The 19077-nt window shown below is 35.0% G+C and carries 20 protein-coding genes; 3 read left to right on the top strand and 17 right to left on the bottom strand.

What is annotated here, in order from left to right:
- Window positions 1–254: 254 nt before the first annotated feature.
- Both D0S48_RS02945 and D0S48_RS02950 read right to left on the bottom strand, forming a co-directional pair.
- Window positions 255–1625: a HAMP domain-containing sensor histidine kinase gene (locus D0S48_RS02945; protein ID WP_151109995.1), complete on the bottom strand. Its 1371-nt coding sequence runs from the start codon at window positions 1623–1625 to the stop codon at window positions 255–257.
- Window positions 1622–2299, bottom strand: a complete 678-nt coding sequence (locus tag D0S48_RS02950; protein WP_151109997.1) for a response regulator transcription factor — start codon at window positions 2297–2299, stop codon at window positions 1622–1624. Before D0S48_RS02950 ends, D0S48_RS02945 begins: the two co-directional genes overlap by 4 nt.
- 610 nt (window positions 2300–2909) lie before the next feature.
- On the opposite strand from D0S48_RS02950, the gene D0S48_RS02955 reads away from it, so the two are divergent.
- Window positions 2910–3455: a GNAT family N-acetyltransferase gene (locus D0S48_RS02955; protein ID WP_151109999.1), complete on the top strand. Its 546-nt coding sequence runs from the start codon at window positions 2910–2912 to the stop codon at window positions 3453–3455.
- A gap of 38 nt (window positions 3456–3493) precedes the next feature.
- On the opposite strand, the gene D0S48_RS02960 is transcribed toward D0S48_RS02955, so the two are convergent.
- Window positions 3494–4570 (bottom strand): undecaprenyldiphospho-muramoylpentapeptide beta-N-acetylglucosaminyltransferase, encoded by a 1077-nt coding sequence (locus D0S48_RS02960; RefSeq protein ID WP_151110001.1) that lies wholly within the window; start codon window positions 4568–4570, stop codon window positions 3494–3496.
- A gap of 40 nt (window positions 4571–4610) precedes the next feature.
- Here D0S48_RS02960 and D0S48_RS02965 point away from each other — a divergent pair, with 40 nt between their 5' ends.
- The gene (locus tag D0S48_RS02965) at window positions 4611–5963 is read left to right on the top strand and encodes an MATE family efflux transporter (RefSeq protein WP_151110003.1); all 1353 of its coding nucleotides are present in this window, start codon (window positions 4611–4613) and stop codon (window positions 5961–5963) included.
- Window positions 5964–6029: 66 nt separating this feature from the next.
- On the opposite strand, the gene D0S48_RS02970 is transcribed toward D0S48_RS02965, so the two are convergent.
- From D0S48_RS02970 to D0S48_RS02995, 6 genes are all read right to left on the bottom strand, one after another.
- The gene (locus D0S48_RS02970; protein WP_225321674.1) at window positions 6030–7037 is read right to left on the bottom strand and encodes a CAP domain-containing protein; all 1008 of its coding nucleotides are present in this window, start codon (window positions 7035–7037) and stop codon (window positions 6030–6032) included.
- A 160-nt stretch (window positions 7038–7197) separates the two neighbouring features.
- Complete coding sequence (locus tag D0S48_RS02975) at window positions 7198–7458, bottom strand: hypothetical protein (RefSeq protein WP_151110004.1); 261 nt, start codon at window positions 7456–7458, stop codon at window positions 7198–7200.
- Window positions 7451–8356, bottom strand: coding sequence for a CobW family GTP-binding protein (locus D0S48_RS02980; protein ID WP_151110006.1), 906 nt, complete (start codon window positions 8354–8356; stop codon window positions 7451–7453). The genes D0S48_RS02975 and D0S48_RS02980 overlap by 8 nt, the downstream gene beginning before the upstream one ends.
- Window positions 8357–8459: 103 nt before the next feature.
- A complete protein-coding gene (locus D0S48_RS02985) occupies window positions 8460–9974 on the bottom strand; it encodes a S41 family peptidase (protein ID WP_151110008.1) in 1515 nt (504 codons plus the stop codon).
- Between the two features lie 73 nt (window positions 9975–10047).
- Window positions 10048–10749 carry a purine-nucleoside phosphorylase gene (gene deoD, locus D0S48_RS02990; RefSeq protein WP_144536644.1) on the bottom strand — a complete coding sequence of 234 codons (702 nt, stop codon included), beginning with the start codon at window positions 10747–10749 and terminating at the stop codon, window positions 10048–10050.
- A 71-nt stretch (window positions 10750–10820) separates the two neighbouring features.
- On the bottom strand, window positions 10821–11042 hold the full coding sequence (locus D0S48_RS02995) for a YozE family protein (RefSeq protein WP_144536646.1): 222 nt from the start codon (window positions 11040–11042) through the stop codon (window positions 10821–10823).
- A 120-nt stretch (window positions 11043–11162) separates the two neighbouring features.
- Between D0S48_RS02995 and D0S48_RS03000 the strand changes: the two genes are divergently transcribed.
- Window positions 11163–13004: a methyl-accepting chemotaxis protein gene (locus tag D0S48_RS03000; protein ID WP_225321675.1), complete on the top strand. Its 1842-nt coding sequence runs from the start codon at window positions 11163–11165 to the stop codon at window positions 13002–13004.
- Between the two features lie 120 nt (window positions 13005–13124).
- On the opposite strand, the gene D0S48_RS21270 is transcribed toward D0S48_RS03000, so the two are convergent.
- From D0S48_RS21270 to D0S48_RS03040, 8 genes are all read right to left on the bottom strand, one after another.
- A complete protein-coding gene (locus D0S48_RS21270; protein WP_151110010.1) occupies window positions 13125–13412 on the bottom strand; it encodes a TIGR04104 family putative zinc finger protein in 288 nt (95 codons plus the stop codon).
- A gap of 174 nt (window positions 13413–13586) precedes the next feature.
- The gene (locus D0S48_RS03010) at window positions 13587–14015 is read right to left on the bottom strand and encodes a YhfM domain-containing protein (RefSeq protein ID WP_151110012.1); all 429 of its coding nucleotides are present in this window, start codon (window positions 14013–14015) and stop codon (window positions 13587–13589) included.
- A 358-nt stretch (window positions 14016–14373) separates the two neighbouring features.
- A complete protein-coding gene (locus tag D0S48_RS03015) occupies window positions 14374–15030 on the bottom strand; it encodes a Type 1 glutamine amidotransferase-like domain-containing protein (protein ID WP_151110014.1) in 657 nt (218 codons plus the stop codon).
- Window positions 15031–15678: 648 nt separating this feature from the next.
- The gene (gene msrB, locus D0S48_RS03020; protein WP_144536655.1) at window positions 15679–16089 is read right to left on the bottom strand and encodes a peptide-methionine (R)-S-oxide reductase MsrB; all 411 of its coding nucleotides are present in this window, start codon (window positions 16087–16089) and stop codon (window positions 15679–15681) included.
- The gene (gene msrA / locus D0S48_RS03025; protein ID WP_144536657.1) at window positions 16079–16609 is read right to left on the bottom strand and encodes a peptide-methionine (S)-S-oxide reductase MsrA; all 531 of its coding nucleotides are present in this window, start codon (window positions 16607–16609) and stop codon (window positions 16079–16081) included. The genes msrB and msrA overlap by 11 nt, the downstream gene beginning before the upstream one ends.
- Before the next feature lie 10 nt (window positions 16610–16619).
- On the bottom strand, window positions 16620–17195 hold the full coding sequence (locus D0S48_RS03030; RefSeq protein WP_151110016.1) for a YpmS family protein: 576 nt from the start codon (window positions 17193–17195) through the stop codon (window positions 16620–16622).
- A gap of 12 nt (window positions 17196–17207) precedes the next feature.
- Complete coding sequence (locus tag D0S48_RS03035) at window positions 17208–18020, bottom strand: GDSL-type esterase/lipase family protein (protein WP_151110018.1); 813 nt, start codon at window positions 18018–18020, stop codon at window positions 17208–17210.
- Window positions 18021–18187: 167 nt separating this feature from the next.
- Complete coding sequence (locus D0S48_RS03040; RefSeq protein WP_151110020.1) at window positions 18188–19027, bottom strand: DegV family protein; 840 nt, start codon at window positions 19025–19027, stop codon at window positions 18188–18190.
- Between the last annotated feature and the right edge of the window lie 50 nt (window positions 19028–19077).

Genomic DNA, 19077 nt, shown 5'->3' on the forward strand with positions numbered 1-19077 from the left:
CATATTGTGCCAATTCTGGCATTAATGAATAGTACATTAAAAATAAATGCAAAAGCCTGAATACGAAAGATATACTTATTTATTCATTAAATCTTCACATTTACAGTTTACCACTCTTTTAGTTAGACTGAAAGAGTTCAACTATAAGAACAATTTTTCCATATCCATCTTACTACTCTCTCAAAAAAATACAATCCTTTTTGGCAAATTAAATTACTATTTCCATAATTTTTTTATACTTTAAAAATGAATGATTATTCACTTGTAAATTTAGGGAAAAATAGCAAGAAATTTGAACCGTTACTGTTACTTTGAACCTGGATATTACCTTTATATGCACCAACCAATCTTTGTACGATGCTAAGGCCTAATCCAGATCCACCTTTCGTTTTTGTTCTTGCCTCGTCGGCTGTATAAAAACGATCAAAAATTCTAGGAAGTGACTCTTCTGTTATACCAACTCCGTTATCTGAAACAATAATTACAGTCTGGTCAGACTCTTCCTTAGCTTCAATAATAATGGAAGGCTTTTTTTCATTGTATTTTATCGCATTTTCAATTAAGTTCCTTAGAATCTGCTCTAAGGTTGTATTAGGCATATTTACTACTATACTTTCACTACCTTGATAAACTATTGATGCTTCTGGAGATAAAACCTGAAATTTTTGTTCAAGTTCTTTAACCACTAGAAAAACACTTGTCCTAGCTTCTTGAATAGTTCTTTCGTTTTTTGCAAGTTTTAGCATTTCTTCTATTAGTGTTTTCATTTTTTGTACTTCTAAAAGAGAAATGTCCAGTGATTCATCTAGGACCTCTCGCTCTTCCTTCCCCCATCTATTAAGTAGAGCAAGATGCCCTTCCACTACTTGTATAGGAGTCCTTAGCTCATGAGATACATTATGGATGAATTCATCTTGTCTAGAGATAGTTTCATTCACCTCATTCATTAGCTCTTTATAGATCTTCATCAGTTCTCCAATTTCATCATTAGAGATTTTCTCAAAATTTACTTCTTTAGAAAACCTAGTATCCTTGGCAAGCTGCATTTCATCGCGTAGCTCTTTGATAGGTTTAAGTAAAAATGCGGACAAAGAATAGCCAATAAACGCGGACAGAATAAGAGCGATGAGCGCAAAAATTATCATGGCCAATTTGATGTATTGCATGAGCTCTTTAAAATTAGCTAGGCTATGAGAAATTTCTATATAACCCTTAAATAAACCAAAATCTAATTGTGCGGACTTTAGGTAAATAGGCTGGCCCTTTACTTCGTCTTTCTTGAATTCTTCGATTGTAGAAGCTGAAAATTCTTTAAAGGGGCTGGCATCATTAATACGAAGTAATTCAATCCCATCTTCATTTAAAATTCTTACCGATTGCTCTTGGTTAACAAGCTGATTAATAAGAGTACGATTTCTTTGAATGTCCTGTACACTTATAACTGGCCCTTGCGACTCGAAGAAGCTAACCACTTCATTAAGTGTGTTTTGAGCAACTTTTTTTTCGGACATTAGCATCCAGCTAAAGATGGAGAAGTATAATATAATACACATCATTAAAAAGCTTAGAAAGATGGATAATGCTGCGGAATATGTCCATTTCTTTTGCAATGTCCACTTAATCATGAGCGCATCACATATCCTACTCCTCGAACTGTTTCTATTAGAGAAGCAATTTCTTCGGGCAACTTTTTTCGTAGATGTCTAATATAAACATCCACTACATTTGTCTCCACTTCCGTTTCAAAGCCCCATACCTTTTCTAAAATATGATCTCGAGTTAATACGATGTCGCAGTTTTGCATAAAGCATACTAAAAGATCATATTCGGTTTTAGTAAGGTTTATCTCCTTCTTATGGAAAGATACCTTATAAGCCTGTTGATCAATCTCCAAACCTTTTATACCTAAAATATTATGCACGCTTGTTGATAATGGTATTGCTCTTCTTAAAACGGCACGTATTCTTGCAAGTAACTCTTCTATTGCAAAGGGCTTTACGACGTAATCATCTGCTCCTGCTTCTAAACCAGATACACGGTCAATCACAGCATCTCTGGCAGTGATTAAAATAATGGGAACATCCTTTATTTTTCGGACTCTACGACATATTTCTAGACCGTTTAAATTTGGTAGCATGACATCTACTAACAACAGGTCATATGTGTTATTTAAAGCCAGTTCAAATCCCTCTCTACCATCATAGGAAACGGTGACATCAAAATTTTCATGTTTAAGTTCAAGTTCCACAAACTTCGAGATATTTTTCTCGTCCTCTATCAATAAAATATGTTGTTTCATTTTTACACTTCCCTTTAAAAAAATACCGCTCATAATGAACGGCATTTGTGGTATATGATTGTTTTTATTGATGTTATATTAATATACAATATTTGTTCTATAGAAGCGTTAACTGTATAGCAGTTCTATGACATACTTGCTTTCGATACATTCTAATTTTTTTAACATAGTACTCATTAATCAGTGCCTTAATTTGAGAGAAAAGATATATGACAAAGCAGTTGTGAGATTATATAATAGTAAAAACTGCTATTTAGTAATAACAAGGAGACTAAGAATTTTCAAGCGAAAAACATTTTCCTAAATACATATAATTTAATCATATGTATTTATTGTGAAACATACAAGTGTGTAACATTATTATTTTTTAAAAATGTAAAATTTAACACTATGCAAAACGACAAACATCAAGTATATTATTCTATGCAAATAATTTTATAAGGCAAAGATTACTTTGCCGAGGGAAGGCAAATGGTGCGCCACCAGTAATTAAACTGGTTCTAGTAGGTTCGATTCCTACCCCGAAATTTTTTATGCAATTCGAAATGAAAAATTTCAGGGGAACTAGAATGACTATGTTCATTGTTAGTTCTGGAGGAGGCGTTTTTTTGTGTTGAAAAAAAGAGATTTATATGAGTGTACTATTCTATTTGAACTCATGTCTGACCCTACTATTATGCCATTTGTTCGTCATAAAGCTTATTCTGCAGACGAATACTGGTTCCTAACAAAACAATTAATGGAGGAAGAGCTTGCTGGAACAGCAATTTCTCGCACAATTATGAGTGACTATGGGCAACCTATTGGCACAATAAACCTTTTTGATATTAAACACGGGACAGGCTTCTTAGGCACTTGGATTGGATCACAATTTCAAGGTCAAGGCTACAATAAAAAAGCTAAAGAACAGTTTTTAGAAGAATTGTTCTTTGACCTAGATATTCACACCGTATTTTTACGCATAAGAAAAAATAATGTTAAGAGCATTCGCGCAACGGAAAAACTGGGATACGCTCTAAAAGCAAATGAATCCCATACAGTGATTTATGATGAGATCAATCAAGGTACTGACCAATTCGATTTGTACTATATACCAAAGGACCTCTTCCACATGAAAAAGCTACATCAAAACAGAGAAGAAGAACAAGCGATGTAACCAAAAAACTCCCGTCAAATATTTTGACGGGAGTTTCATTAGTTTTTGTAGGTTAGTAATAACTCTGTAAACTGCTCTGGCGTCTTTGAAGAATTAGCCATGCACTGAGCATCTATTATTTTCTCTTTGTTCAAAGCAAGAGCAGAAATTGAGCTCATAAAAGTCTCGGATGTTAGATTCTCCTCTTCTAGTACGATAGCGTATCCTTGCTTCTCAAAGAAATTTGCATTTAAAACTTGATCCCCTCTACTTGCGTTCTTAGAAAGAGGAATTAACAACATAGGTTTTTTTAGCTCTAAAAATTCAAAAATGGAGTTAGAGCCCGCTCTACTAATAACATAGTTAGTGATTTTCAGTAAATGGGGCAATTCGTTTGTTACATATTCAAAAGCTACATAATTAGGGTTATTCTTTAAAGTAGGATCTAAGTTTCCTTTACCGCAAAGATGAATAATTTGAAATCTTTTTGTTAAAGATTCAATATTGTCCTTGATTGCAGTATTAATATTTTTTGAACCTTGGCTCCCTCCCATAATAATAATCGTTTCTTTAAGAGGACTAAAGCCTGTTAGCTCTCTGGCAATTTTTTCGTCTCCTTGAAATAAATCAGGGCGTATTATTGCACCGATAGAAGAGGATTTATCCTTAGGAAGATACTTTAAGGTTTCTTCGAATACAGAAAAAATATGTTCTGCAAAAGGGGTAGCAATTTTATTTGCTAGACCTGGAGTAATATCGGATTCGTGTATAACTACAGGTATATTCGAAAGTTTAGCTGCAACCACGACTGGTACAGAAACAAAACCCCCCTTAGAAAATACAATAGAAGGTTTTACCTTTCTTAAAATTCTAAGAGCTTGCATAGTTCCATACAAAACTTTGAAGGGATCTGAAAAATTTTTTACAGAAAAATATCTCCGAAGCTTTCCATTTGAAATGGAGTAATATGGTAAGGTAGGAAAGCCTTTTTCAATGATAGTTTTTTCAATACCATCGGATGATCCGATATAATGGACCTCGTAGCCCTTTTTTAACAATTCGGGAATAATCGCTTCATTTAAAGATACGTGACCAGCAGTTCCCCCACCAGTCAGCACTATTGTGTTATTATTCATTTTAATCTCCTAACTATTTATCTAAAGGATGTATGCCAAAATGCAAGAAACGAAAACCTTAAAAGAAAAGACTAAGTATATGATTAAAATAGTGCTTCCTATCTTAATCACACAGGTCGCACTCTATTTAATGACTTTTTTTGATATTTTAATGACAAGTAAATATAGTATCGAACATTTAGCAGGCGTTTCTATAGGTTCGTCTTTATGGGTGCCAGTATATACTGGATTAACCGGAATCCTACTAGGCATCACGCCAATTGTAGCACAATTAATCGGTGCAAAAAAGCATGAAGATGTAAGATCCTTTGTCCAGCAGGGTTTCTATATTGCAATTCTACTAGCCTTTTTTATATTCATAGGTATTATAGTACTCATTGATCCCATTTTGAATATTATTCCCCTTGAAGCTAATGTACGCGAAGTGGCGAGAAAATATTTATTGATGATGTGTATAGGTCTGATTCCTTTATTTCTTTATAGTGTACTACGTTCTTTTATTGATGCTTTAGGAAAAACTCGTGTATCGATGTTTGTCACACTTCTTTCCGCACCTATTAATATAGCGTTAAATTACGTACTGATATACGGAAAATTCGGTTTACCAGCCTTAGGTGGCGTGGGGGCGGGATTAGCTTCTTCATTAACCTATTGGCTTATTTTATTTATTACTATTTTGATTGTAAAAAACAATAAACCATTTGCAGACTTACATATATTTCAGGGCTGGACTATGCCTTCTCTTTCAAAATCCAAAGTGTTAACAAAAATAGGTTTGCCTATTGGGCTATCCCTTTTTGCTGAGACTACTATTTTTTCTGCGGTTACTATTATGATGAGTGTGTATTCTACTGCAGTAATTTCAGCTCACCAAGTAGCGATGAATTTTACTTCGTTGTTATATATGATTCCTTTGAGTATTGCAATGGGGGTAACTATATTAGTTGGACACGAGGTAGGAGCAAAAAAATATCAAGATGCCAAGGTATACAGCTGGCTTGGAGTATGTACGGCAGTAGTATTCAGTTTCGTCTCGGTTTCTATTTTAATCATTTTCAGAGAAGCAATAGCAGGTATTTATACAAATGATTCTGAAGTAATTAATTTGGCCGTTCAATTTTTCTTTTTTGCAGCACTCTTCCAATTGTCTGATGCCATACAAGCACCGGTTCAAGGTGCATTGAGAGGATATAAAGATGTGACAATCACTTTTATAATGGCAATTATATCTTATTGGGTTATCGGGCTGCCAACTGGCTACTTACTAGGAACCTACACCTCCTACGGACCATTTGGTTATTGGATTGGATTAATTGTTGGTTTAACAATAGGAGCAATTACGTTAGGAACTCGACTTGTATATTTACAGAAAAAATTTTCGATAGTCAGTTAAGCATATATAGAGCTGTTTATCATTAAAAAAGGTGTAAGTGAAATCAATCACTTACACCTTTTAATATTATTTACTAATAAATTGTTGTGTCCAGTAATATCCGCTATCTGACAAACCTACTCCGATATGAGTGTAGCTTCCGTTCATAATATTAGCTCTGTGTCCAGCAGAATTCATCCATCCTTGGACTACTTCTTCTGCACTTCTTTGACCCATTGCGATATTCTCAGCTGCTGATTTGTAGTTAATTCCTAATGATTTCATTTGATCAAAAGGAGAACCATACGTAGGACTTGTATGTGAAAAATAATTATTATCTTTCATATCCTGTGATTTAAGCTGCGCTGATTTAGTTAAAGCAGAATCGATTTGTAGTGGTGCTAGACCTTCTTTTGCACGCTCTGCATTTGTTAAGTCAACCACTTGTTGAATAACAGAAGAAACCTGAGCTTTTTCTGAATTAGTATTAGTTTCAGTTTTTTCAGTAGCTTGAGCTTGCTGAGTAGGTTGAGGAGTTGTTGCTGCCTCTTCTTTCGCTTCAGCTTTTGGTGCTGTTACTTCTTCTTTTGCTTCAGCCTTTGGTGCTGCTACTTCTTCTTTTGCTTCAGCCTTTGGTGCTGCTACTTCTTCTTTTGCTTCAGCCTTTGGTGCTGCTACTTCTTCTTTTGCTTCAGCTTTTGGTGCTGCTACTTCTTCTTTTGCTTCAGCTTTTGGTGTTGCTACTTCTTCTTTTTTCACATCTTTAGGTTGAGTAACTTCTTTTGTTGTTTCTTTTGAATCTTTCTCTACCTGTTGTGTTGCTTCATGTTTCTTCTCAGCTTCTGCTTTGAAGATTTTTGCTAGGTTAGCAACGATTAAATCTTTATTTATATTAACCTCTTGAAGTAATTTATCACTTGCTTTGTCACTCCAAGCCAATTCTTTAGAGTTTATCTTTAGAGACTTCCATTGGATGGATGTTTTTGCCTCAGAAGTAGTTTTTGAATTGCTAGCATTTGTTTCTGCAGATGCTGTAGTAACAGTAAATAATAATCCTCCTGCTAGGACACCCGCCATGATTTGCTTTTTGTTCATTTTCATTTCCTCCTTCTTTTGTGCTCTCTCATTTTAAACACAAAATCAGTAGAAAAAATTTTATAATATATTCCAATTTGACCAACTCTATATAAAAATACCGAAGTAATAAAGGATTCTCTTTCAATGAAATGGAAACACTATCCAAACAATTAAAATATTAGTTTTTCAAACCTATTGACAGTTTCACATATTCCTCATTTATCACAGATAATATCATCTCTTTTTGTATTTGTGATAGATTACTATTATTCACACGTGCCAATGCCATCGATAGCTTCCTTTCTATAGAAAGCTTTGCACGTGGATGAGTGTATTCATCTAATAGTTCTGACTTTATAATACTTCGCACGTCTTCTTCAGTTATATCTCTTACTAAAGAAATACGATTCTTATATATCATTTTAAATGCCTCAATCATTCCCCGTGTCTCCAACTATCTGTAATTTATCTATTTGCTCACCGATAATTACAATCTGAGGAACCATTTTCATGTATTCTGGCAGCCATTGAATCATTCCGTAAGCATATTGAAAGAGAAAAGGATTCTTATGTCCCTCAAGCGGCACGTATCCTTTCATTCGATAAACTGTATCTGGGAGATTTCTTATCCATTCCTCAAAGGTTTCCTGATTAATAGGTTCCTTGAATGTGTGTAATCTAGATGATAAGAATAGTTGCTTACCTATTGATACTTCTTGAACTTCTTTTTGATGAAATGTAGCTTCAAGATTTTGAATAGCATTTATAGAGATTTTGCTATTAGATGTCTGAATAATGGGCGCACTACTATTAATAGCTTGTAGCTGCATAGAGACATTAAATACCTCTTCCTCAGTTAACAGGTCCACTTTGTTTGCTACTATTAAATGAGCGTGTCTAATTTGCTCAAGGAATAACATGCGCGTCTGAGGACTAAGCTTCTCACGTTCTAGCCATCTTTTGCAATCTGCTACCGTGATAATACCTTTAATGTTTAATTCATTTGCAAACAAAGGTGAAAAAACAGCATCTAAAGCTTCTACTGGATGTGCAGCTCCAGTAGTCTCTATTAGTAACACGTCAAAATCTTCTCCTGCCAACAAGGTTTGGAGCTGTGCTTCCATTTTTTCAGAACCGGTACAGCAAATACATCCCTCTAACATTTCCTTAAGAGGTATATCTTCGTCTACTGCCCTGCTGTCAAATGCTAATTTGCCGAGCTCATTCATAATAACTGCAGGTTTAATCCCTTCTGCCTTAAATTGAGCAATAAGATTAGATAGAAGAGAGGTTTTGCCACTTCCTAAAAAACCACTCAATAAATATACATCCTTCACTTGCTCATACACCTCTTTCTATATATTAGAAGAAAAAGCTGACCATAATAGGTCAGCTCTTTTCCTCACTAAATTAAATATTATAGTTGGTAAAGATAATAATTTACTTTTTGATCAAATCTTTCGCTACTTCTTCAGCTTTTGACAATTGTGGATCTTCGTTTAAAAGCTTCTCGCGAAGTTTATCCATTAATAGATATGCTGTTTCACCAGTAATTTCACCAGTAGTTTCAAGCTTATTATCTGATTGGAATTTTTTAACCGCCGAAACCATTTGATCATTGAAGCTACTGTCTATTTTCCCAACCTCGTAGCCTACAGCCTTCAGCATTTCCTTGGCATTTTGAACTGCTTCTGAAGTCATCCCTGACTTTAAGACCTCAGCACTATTTAAAGGAGAAAGCATAGCATAGGATGGATAAGCTACTTCATAATCTGGTGCGATACCTTTATCATGAATCCAGTTACCTTCAGGTGTTAGCCATTTAGCAGTTGTAATTTTAATATTGGATCCATCAGGTAGGTTATTCACAGATTGAACAGTACCCTTACCAAATGAGTTTACACCCACTATAGGTACATTTGAAGATTCACTTAGCGCTCCAGCTAGTATTTCTGAAGCCGAAGCACTACCCTCATCAATTAAAATTGTTACAGGAATATTTACACGAAGCCCTGGAGAAGCAGCGATTGGTTCTTTTACAAGTTTATTTTTATCTGTTTTAGTTTCAATTTGAACAATATTTTTACCTTCTTCGATGAAGAGGTTAGAAATGTCCACCGCTGATTCGAGCAAGCCACCTGGATTTTGTCTCACATCCAATACAAGTGCCTCCATACCTTCTTTTTCCATTTCTTCTATTGCTGTAACAAGTTCATCATACGTATCATCTGAAAAACTAGAAATAATAATATGGGCAACATTGTCATTTAGCATTTCAGCGTAAACTGTTTCTATAGGAATATCATCGCGAACTATCTTCATTTCCATCAATGCACTATCTCCACGTTGGATAGAAAGAGTAACCTCTGTCCCCTTTTTACCACGTATTAATAATACTGCTTCGGAAACACTGTAGCCTTGAATATCCTTACCGTCGACCTTTAATACTTTGTCATTTGGTAGTAACCCAGCTTTTTCAGCAGGTGAATTTTTTATAGGAGAAACAACTGTAATAGTGCCATCTTGCTCTTGAATCTCTGCACCAATTCCCTGAAAGCTTGAGTGTATACTATCGTCAAACATCGAAGCTTCATCTTGATTCATATATTCTGAATAAGGATCTTCTAGAGCATCTATCATTCCATTGATTGCTCCGTTAATAACATCATCCTGATCAATTTCTTTATAATATTCTTTTACTAATTTATCATAGGCCAAATATAATTTCGTAAATTCAGCTCTTTCACCCACATATTCTGTCTGTGAATTTTCTGTATTGACTTTACTTCCCTCATCCTTGTTATTCAAAAGAAAAAGGGTTGTAATTCCAGATGATACTATAACGAGGGTAAAAATCATTATCCATAACACAAAAGGCTTCATTTTTATATACTTAGAAGCATCAGTTGAAATTTGTTCTTGTTCCTCATTGTTTCGTTGCTCTTGTTCGTCCAAAATCTTCACCCTTTTCACACAGTTCATCTTTTAAAAATAGACTGCCAAGAATGACAGTCTATGTTTAAAGATTTTATTTAAGCGCTGCCTCTAAAGCTACAATAATCATATCATTAAATGTTGTTTGTCTTTCCTCTGATGAAGTAACTTCACCTGTAATGATATGGTCACTCACTGTTAATACAGACAAAGCTTGACGTCCAAATTTAGCAGCTAAAGTGTAAAGTGCTGCTGATTCCATTTCTACTGCAAGAACACCGTAGCTTGCCCATTTTTCATTTTGTGCATTTTCATTGTAGAATAAGTCTGCTGTGAAGACATTACCTACACGAAGATTTAACCCAGCTTCTTTACCAGCGTTATATGCATTATATAATAGGTCAAAATCTGCTGTAGGAGCGAAACTAATATCATCTAAAAGTACTTTGTTCATAGAAGAATCAGAAGATGCTGCCTGAGCTAAAATAACATCTCGAACTTTTACATCTTTTTGAATTGCTCCACAAGTTCCAACACGAATTAACTTTTGTACATCATAATCATTCATTAACTCAGTTGCATAAATAGAGATTGATGGAACACCCATCCCCGTACCTTGTACAGAAACTCTTTTTCCCTTATATGTACCTGTGTAGCCAAACATATTACGTACTTCATTATACTGCACAACATCCTCTAAGAATGTTTCTGCGATATACTTTGCACGAAGTGGATCCCCTGGTAATAAAATTGTGTCTGCAATTTCACCTTTTTTTGCGTTAATATGAATACTCATTATAATAACCTCATTTCTAAACTTATCGAGTTAATAATACCTTTTTTTACTAGGAAATGCAATGCTGAAGCCTATCTAATGTGATCTTCGTATAACCCCCATATTTCATCAAAAACGATTGCCGTCATTTCAGGATGAGCCAGTTCTTCGATGTATTCAGATATTTCCTGAAAAGACGTTTCTGCCTTAGGAAAATCATGCTGTAAAAACATATGTTCCGCAAACTGGGCTTTAGCATCGTTCTTTTGTCCTCCCCGGAACTTTAAAGCAAATAAGTAAAACGATTGATGCATACTTTTCTTCCTCCTTTAGTCATGAAGTAGCACTATAATAAAAAAATTTGTAGATAATTCCAACTAAAACAATTAAACTAAAAATTATGAAGATAAAACCTATAGAAAGGATTGGTTCGTTTGACCTCTTTTATTAAAAAGAAGAAAGCTCCTAAATCACCTAAATTACCAAAACCAAAGAAACAGAAAAAACCATTTGTTTTTTCACTTTCCCGTTTTACAAAAGATACAAACAAGAGAAAGAGCTTTCAAAAGACAAATCTGTTAAATTCAATCCGTGGAAGAGTACTAATTATTTTTTCCGTCCTAATTATTATTCTATTTTCCATGCTTCTTCTTACTTCAGGCAACATGCAGTCGTCTCAGAAGGAATTAGAAACTTTTATGAACGTGGATATTAAAGAGCAGCTTATGGTCAACCAATTGTCAGCAGATATAGCGAAACTTTCAAACGCGGAGCAAAGTTATATCATAACAGGTAAATCAAATTATATGACAAGTTATAGAAGTTATAAAGATGCAATCATTACTCGTTTTAAAGAATTAGAGGCGATCTATAAGAACAGACCAGAAGAACTAAAAAAAGTGACAACAATTAATGAGCATTTTAATACATATCTTCAATACTCGGAACGTGCCCTTAGCTTGAGAGATAAAAATGGCTTCGAAGCTGCGCAAAAGCTAGTTAATGCAGGAAATGGACGTACAGCTATGAGTCATGTTGATGTCCAAATAGAAGCAATGAATGAAGTGTTAGCCAAAAAGAATGCTAATCAAATTACACTACTTGAAGAAAAGAATCAAAACTCCTTGTACTTGTTTATAGGATTAACAATTTTCTCTGTATTGTTAACTTTAATATTTGGAATTTTGTTATTTAATTCGATTAAACGTAGCACTTATTCTATTAACCGTTCTATTTTAGATATTGCTCAAGCAGGTGGCGATCTGACAAGAAGAGTAAAAGTTAGAACAAAGGATGAATTCGCTGAGATTGCTTCTAATACAAATGTTTTAATAGCATCTATTGCAGATTTGGTTAAACGAGTTAGTTTGTTAACTGAAAACGTATCAGCAAGTGGACAGCAGCTCATGGCTTCTTCTGATGATACATCAATCACGATTCAATCCATAGCCGACTCTACAAACGAAATTGCATCCGGAAGTGAACAGACCTTGAAAAGTATGACACTGGCTATTCAAAAAATGAATTCACTAGAGGAAGCAACTAGATATTTGAACGATGACGCTCAAGCTGTAAAATCAGCAACAGATAATATGACCTCTGCTGCTAGATTAGGTGTAAAATCAGTACAGCACTCGTCTAATGTCATGCTAGATATCGAAGAAACGATGGCTAACACATCTCAAACAGTACAAGCTCTAGGGGTAAAGTCATATGAAATCACTTCTATTATTAAAACGATTACCGCTATAGCCGAGCAAACTAATCTGCTTGCATTGAATGCAGCAATTGAGGCTGCTCGTGCGGGTGAGCACGGACGAGGCTTCGCAGTAGTCGCCGATGAGGTAAGAAAACTTGCCGAACAATCTCAAAATGCTGCAAAAGAAGTGACAGGAATTGTAACTTCTATTCAATCTGAGGTCACTTCTATCGTTAAGCAAAATCATGAAGGGGTAGAGAGCGTTATCAAAGGTGTAGAAGTTGCCAATGAGACAAATGCTTCCCTGGAACAAATAATGAAAAATACAGAGGAAACAATCAGTATTATTGATAAAATGGTAAATCAAATCGGACAAACACTTGAATTTAGCCAGGAAGTAGCTGCCTCCTTTATAGAGGTTACTCATATTGCTGAGAATACTGCGTCCAACACAGAAAGCTCTGCTGCAGCTGCTGAGCAAGGCAGCGCAGCGATGCAAGAAATCAATGCATCTGCTGTTGAATTGTCTCATCAAGCGGACGAACTACGAAAAGTAGTCAATGAATTTAAGCTTTAAGATTTGGCTATGTTAAAGGTTGATTTAAGACACAAAAAATGAGCTTAGGTATTTTTCCTAAGCTCATTTTATTTTGATTTCCTTTTTTACTAAAGCACCTGTTAGTTTAAGTACATTATTTCACAAAGACCCTTTATATGTAACAAGAAAAGGTGCCAACAAAGAACCAATTATTAAAATAAAAATAGCTATGCCAAGTGTCAAAAGACCATTGCTAAAAGGAGACAGAAAATAACCGAAGGTGAGCATTGGAAGAATAGTTAAAGAAACAAAAATTAACCTGCTTGGTGTTGTTATCTTATGTGTTGTATCGCATTCGTTACAATTAATAGGTTTATAATTTAGCCAGAAGGATTCATAGATTTTACTCCAACTAAAATGTGTATTGCATTTCTCGCATTTTTGCAAAGCTAATAACCTCCATTATATTTTTTGAATTTTCTGTTGTTTTATTATCCTACCGCGTTAGTCCAATAAGAAAAAAGGCTTTACCCCTTCTTGAAGTAAAGCACGACGTTTATTGAAGAAGGATTAAAGTTTAAAATTTTCTTCAAGTTCTTTTTAAATCTCTGAATTATCCAATCACAAATCAAAAAGTCTTTCTCCTGTTAATATTTCAAATAAAACAGTAGAATTTTCTTCGTTTAGTTGAACATACTCATTATCACCTTTTACAACTTCCACTTTATCTATATTTGGACTTATCCAAATTTCATATAACACTGCTTTTGCCTCTATTTCAGGATTTTTAAATTGAAATCCAAACCTGTAATCAGCAGGACGCACCATATCCACTTTGGCGTTTTCCCAATCAGCTTTATCTAATATACCTTTTACCTTTTGAACTTTCTTATTATCAGTAATTTCTTTGAAGTCTTCATATTTATTTTCATCACCAATACGCTTTTGAACTTCTATACTTTGTCCTTCGTTTTCTATTCCACTAGAACACCCTGTAATAACAAATAAAATCATTGTTAATGAAACAAATAAATTCTTTGTAAATCTCATCTGAACCCCCCTTCATTTAATAAGTCGAATTTCGTGTTAAAAAGTTCCATTTAATGTGTCAACGGTATATGTCTGACAAAAGCGTTGATACGTGAGCTAACAAATTCCTTGTTCAAATAAAATGCACCGTTAGTTTAACGTGTAACATTTCACATTGCATATCTGGGATCAACTTAATGTTTTGGACATAAAAATAGACCATCGAAAAGATGGCCATATTTTGCTAACGCACCTGTTAGTTTAAGTAGAAAAAATAAACGCATATTCAACAATCGCGCCAGTTCTCCTTCACTTAATTTAAATTAGAGACGGTGCATAAAGAAATTCTTTCAATTAAGCCATTAGCGATTCGCTACAACTAGAGCGTCTCATCCAATTTCTGAATCTTTGAGTTGGAAATTAAATAAACATTGCCAAAAACGTCGATTTTGTCTCCTTTTACACGTATAGCGCAATCTTTGTTCGACGCATAAATATTTATTTCTTCCGATAGGGGAGATAGTTCTCTTTGAACCAGTGCCATGTTATTTTCAAGATCAAAATGAGACAGGACGGAAAAATTGTCAAGACCGATTCCGTCGTAAACAGAGCTCATTTCAACTTCATCTCCAAAGTTTTTCGAGCATAACCATTTAGCGGACATGTTGATTGCTCCAGCGCTGGCTCCCATCACAACGGCGCTGCTTTTTTTAATCGAATCCGATAATTCATATTCCATCAAAAAACCATTTTGATTAAGAATATTGCCACCCAACAAGAAAATGACGGAAGCATTTTGAATTATCGTTTGGGCTTCTTCCTTCTGTACGCGGAAATTAATTAAATGATACTCATCAAACATAATGCCAGCCTGATCGAGCCACGAGCGTTCACTAGCACCATCATCTTCATAAATAGATGGATTCGAGCTAATCATAGCTAGCGATTTTCTATCAGTTATATCCTCCTGTAACACCCTACCCAGATTCTCTGGAAAAAAATTGTCAAACCAACCTAAATAATAGTGAATTTTCATAAGTACCCCCTCAGCAAAGTGTAAATAACATTTATTCCTTGCGTCACTCATTCTGTTTTCTTGTCAATCTCAAAATGCCCGATTGTTAAACACAATTTAAACAACACGCTTCAACTATCCTGCCGCTATAGTTTAAGTGTAACATTTCACAATGCATTTCTGGGATCAATTTAATGTTTTGGACATAAAAATAGATCATCGAAATAATGATCAAATTTTACTAAGCACCTGTTAGCCATCCATGCAGACCCAAAAAGCTGCACCACAGAGGATGAAATTGTTGCAGAGTGGGTATAGATTAGTATGGCAGGCGAAGAAGTCGATGAACTATGGGCCATAGAGCCCGTCCGTTAGTCTGACTCCATCGACTACTGTGCATCACAGACTGTCGCACTCTATACGAGTAGCACTCATGGGAGATTAATCCTACTCTGGTTACTGCACCAGCCTTGCCTTCCACTCTAAAGGCTCAGCGTTTTTAATTTTGTGGCCTTTTAATGTACTCCCAAACTTTCATTTGGGAATTCACACTCGTTTCCCCATACTTTACTTAATCTCAGAAACCTATCTACAATTAGTGAATTCAGTATATAATTTCTTAAAGCATAATAAAAAAGCATGGAAAATTAATTCCATGCTTTTGTGTTCTTAAAATAATTTTAAAAATTCTCCATAGCCTTCTTCTTCTAGCTTGGCTTTTGGAACAAAACGCATAGCAGCGGAATTTATACAGTATCGTAAACCTGTTTCTTCCTTAGGACCATCAGGAAAAACATGTCCTAAATGAGAGTTAGCTGTTTTACTTCTTACTTCTACCCTTCTCATGCCATGAGAATCATCAAAGTGCTCTATCACTTCATGTGCTTCTATGGGTCTAGTAAAGCTTGGCCATCCACATCCCGCATCATATTTATCCTTAGAATGGAATAATGGTTTTCCAGAAACAACATCTACATAGATTCCCTCTTCAAAATGCTTATCATATTCTCCTTGAAAGGGTGGCTCTGTTCCATTTTGTTGTGTAACATAATATTGCATTTCAGTTAGTTTATCCTTCATTTTGTAGCCTCCTATTGTTCTCTACGAACGCCGCTCTTCCTGATCCAACAAAGTAACGGTTATAATGTGTCGGATTCTTTTTATAGTAATCCTGATGATATTCCTCTGCTTCATAAAATTCTGAGGCAGGCAAAATTTTTGTAGCTATTTTCTTTGGGAACCTTCCAGAAGCATCAAGTGCTTCTTTCGACTGCTCTGCTTTCTCTCGTTGCTCCTCAGTATGGTAAAAAATAGCCGTTTGATAGGACGACCCTTTATCAAAAAATTGTCCTTCTTCGTCTGTCGGGTCGATATTTAACCAAAATATTTCAAGTAATTGATCATAAGAGAACTTGCTTGGTTCAAATGTTATTTGAATAGCTTCATAGTGTCCTGTAGCATTTGAGCAGACCTGTTCATAAGTTGGATTTGGTACAGTCCCACCCGTGTATCCAGAAACTACTTTTTCAATGCCGTCATACGAATCAAACGGTTTTACCATGCACCAAAAGCATCCTCCTGCAAATGTTGCTTTTTCCATTATATATCCCTCATTTCGATGGAACTATTATTTCTAAAACAATTTTATCTTCCTGAAGATTTAATTCTTTAGCTCGGACATTGACTCCGGAAGCCATTGGAATGCTAGCTAATTGAATTAATACTTCCTCCTCGTCAGGCTTAACTACCATCCAGCGTGGAAGATCAATGGAATCTCTTAATAACTTTAACACAGTTTCTGGTGGTAATTGAAGCTGACCGACTTCTACAGAAGATTGCTCGAGACGAATATTGCCATTCTCCTCTACAAAAGGTTCGAAATACATTTTAACTGGGAGAGTTAGTGAAAATATAGTTAACTCCGAGCTTAAAATAATTTGATCATCTACACTCAATTGAAGGGGTATAGGTTTATTATCCATTGCTTTCGCTATAAATGTGTTTGCAATGCCCTGAAAATCCTCCTTAGAGGCATTTACAGTTAATACATGCCCAGAGGGATTAGCCTCCTCAGCGCTTTTTACCTCTACAGATTCTGCTGGAGCTGTTATCCAATATAATAACGTACCAATACTTCCTACAATAACTAATAACAATAAAAAAAAGGCAATCTTCCACTTATTCATCTAACCAACTCCTCAAAAGAACAATTCCCTACTTTGCTCATCTATCAAACCACAATTTTCTAAAGAATTTACTACATTCTCGACTATTAACTCATATCCCTTGCTATTAGGATGGAAGAAGTCGGTATGATAAACTAAGTTTGCATTAGAATCAAACAAAGTATCAATCGGTGCAAAACATGCATTCGTATTACTATATGAGAGTGATTCAATGGTGTCATTCCAATCAGTGATAATTTGGTCTACCTCACTCGTTTCATCTGTAACAATGGTAATAGGGTTATAAATTCCTATCATAAGTATTGGAGCACTGCTATTAACCTCTCGAATTTCTTCAAGGATATCATCATAATTTCTTTCGAAACGTTGAAGTTCCTTTTCAAAAGCCTCAATTTGAAGATTAAAAAGGTCCTTTTTAAATACCTTCATAACATCGTTACCACCAATGGTAATTGTTATTAAATCTGCTTTTCGAATTTGATGGTCGATTTCACCATCTCTTAACAATTTTAAGAGTTGGTCACTACGTCTTCCTCTTTTAGCAGTATTGGTTAAGACAACATCTTCTATTCCTTTGTATTCTAATATTTGATTTTTTAGCCTTCCTACATAACCATTTCTTTTTAATTCGTCTCCCACCCCTTGAGTTAGAGAATCTCCAAGCCCAACCAACTCTAGAGTTCTTGGAAAGAATTCAGGTGGAATTATATATTCTTCAAATAAGATTGTCTCCTTTTCAGAAAAGCTTACTTCTTGTATTTTTTCTGGAGCACAACTTGATAAAAGAAAAACAAAAACAAGAATTATTAAATACTTATATTTCATATCTAACCCCTTTTTTATACCCATTAATAATCTGGATAAAAAATACCTTTATTATTTTTTGAAGTACGCCCTTGCTATTTAACTGTACGAAAACTTAATGTCCTAGGCAAACTTCACAAAATCTATAAATAAAAGCAGGGAAATATTGAGCCTCCCTGCTTTTAGCATTATTCTGTCATATACATAAAACCAATAGCACCGGGACCAGTATGTGTACTAATCACTGGAGAAGTAAAGGAAACTTGAATATCTTTAAAACCAGAGTCTTTAATTAATTCCATTAAAGGTGTGGCCATAGATAACCCATGGGCATGAGATATTCCAACTGCTTTTACGATTTTACCTTTAGTGTCTTCCAAATACTGTTTAAACAAATAGTTGACTACTTGCTTATGACTTCTAGCTTTTGCTACAGGAGTATAAACCCCGTCTGCAAGGCTAGCAATTGGCTTAATAGAAAGTAATGATCCAATCATTGCTTTCCCTTTGCCAATACGTCCACCTTTAACTAAATTATCCAAAGTATCTACAACCACATATAAATCGGTTTTAGATCGAATATCAAAAACCTTTTCAATAATAGCCTCTTTTGTTGAACCGTTTGCCGCCATCTTTGCTGCTTCTTCTACTTGGAAGTATAGGGCAAAAGAAATAAACTTTGAATCAATAACTGTAACATCAGAATCCGTTAAATCAGCTGCATTCTGTGCCGATTTAACCGTACCACTCATGCCTCCGGTCATATGAATAGAAATAACTTGATCTCCATTTTTACCAAGCCTGTCATAAAGTTCTTTAAAAACACCTACTGCTGGTTGGGAGGACTTTGGAAGATCTTTTGAAGAGCTCATTTTATGTAAAAATTCTTCTGGCTGTAAGTTAACACCGTCAATGTATGACTCTCCATCAATCTGGATTGTTAAAGGTACAACATGTATATTATATTTTTCAATTATCTCTTTTGTTAGGTCTGCTGTCGAGTCTGTAACTATATGAACCTTAGGCACTGTGTATCCCTTCCTTCCTCTATAGTACTATTATAAGAAGAAAGACGCCA

It is taken from the genome of Psychrobacillus sp. AK 1817 (assembly GCF_008807035.1).
Classification (GTDB): domain Bacteria; phylum Bacillota; class Bacilli; order Bacillales_A; family Planococcaceae; genus Psychrobacillus; species Psychrobacillus faecigallinarum.

Coding starts and splice junctions, on each gene's coding strand:
- deoD (WP_144536644.1), bottom strand. CDS start 10,749: ATGAGTATTCATATTAACGCAAAAAAAGGTGAAATTGCAGACACAATT.
- D0S48_RS03015 (WP_151110014.1), bottom strand. CDS start 15,030: ATGAAAATTCACTATTATTTAGGTTGGTTTGACAATTTTTTTCCAGAG.
- D0S48_RS03035 (WP_151110018.1), bottom strand. CDS start 18,020: ATGAAATATAAGTATTTAATAATTCTTGTTTTTGTTTTTCTTTTATCA.
- D0S48_RS02975 (WP_151110004.1), bottom strand. CDS start 7,458: ATGATTGAGGCATTTAAAATGATATATAAGAATCGTATTTCTTTAGTA.
- D0S48_RS02965 (WP_151110003.1), top strand. CDS start 4,611: ATGCAAGAAACGAAAACCTTAAAAGAAAAGACTAAGTATATGATTAAA.
- D0S48_RS03030 (WP_151110016.1), bottom strand. CDS start 17,195: ATGAATAAGTGGAAGATTGCCTTTTTTTTATTGTTATTAGTTATTGTA.
- D0S48_RS02970 (WP_225321674.1), bottom strand. CDS start 7,037: ATGAACAAAAAGCAAATCATGGCGGGTGTCCTAGCAGGAGGATTATTA.
- msrA (WP_144536657.1), bottom strand. CDS start 16,609: ATGGAAAAAGCAACATTTGCAGGAGGATGCTTTTGGTGCATGGTAAAA.
- D0S48_RS02945 (WP_151109995.1), bottom strand. CDS start 1,625: ATGATTAAGTGGACATTGCAAAAGAAATGGACATATTCCGCAGCATTA.
- D0S48_RS03010 (WP_151110012.1), bottom strand. CDS start 14,015: ATGAGATTTACAAAGAATTTATTTGTTTCATTAACAATGATTTTATTT.
- D0S48_RS02950 (WP_151109997.1), bottom strand. CDS start 2,299: ATGAAACAACATATTTTATTGATAGAGGACGAGAAAAATATCTCGAAG.
- D0S48_RS02960 (WP_151110001.1), bottom strand. CDS start 4,570: ATGAATAATAACACAATAGTGCTGACTGGTGGGGGAACTGCTGGTCAC.
- D0S48_RS02995 (WP_144536646.1), bottom strand. CDS start 11,042: ATGCATCAATCGTTTTACTTATTTGCTTTAAAGTTCCGGGGAGGACAA.
- msrB (WP_144536655.1), bottom strand. CDS start 16,089: ATGAAGGATAAACTAACTGAAATGCAATATTATGTTACACAACAAAAT.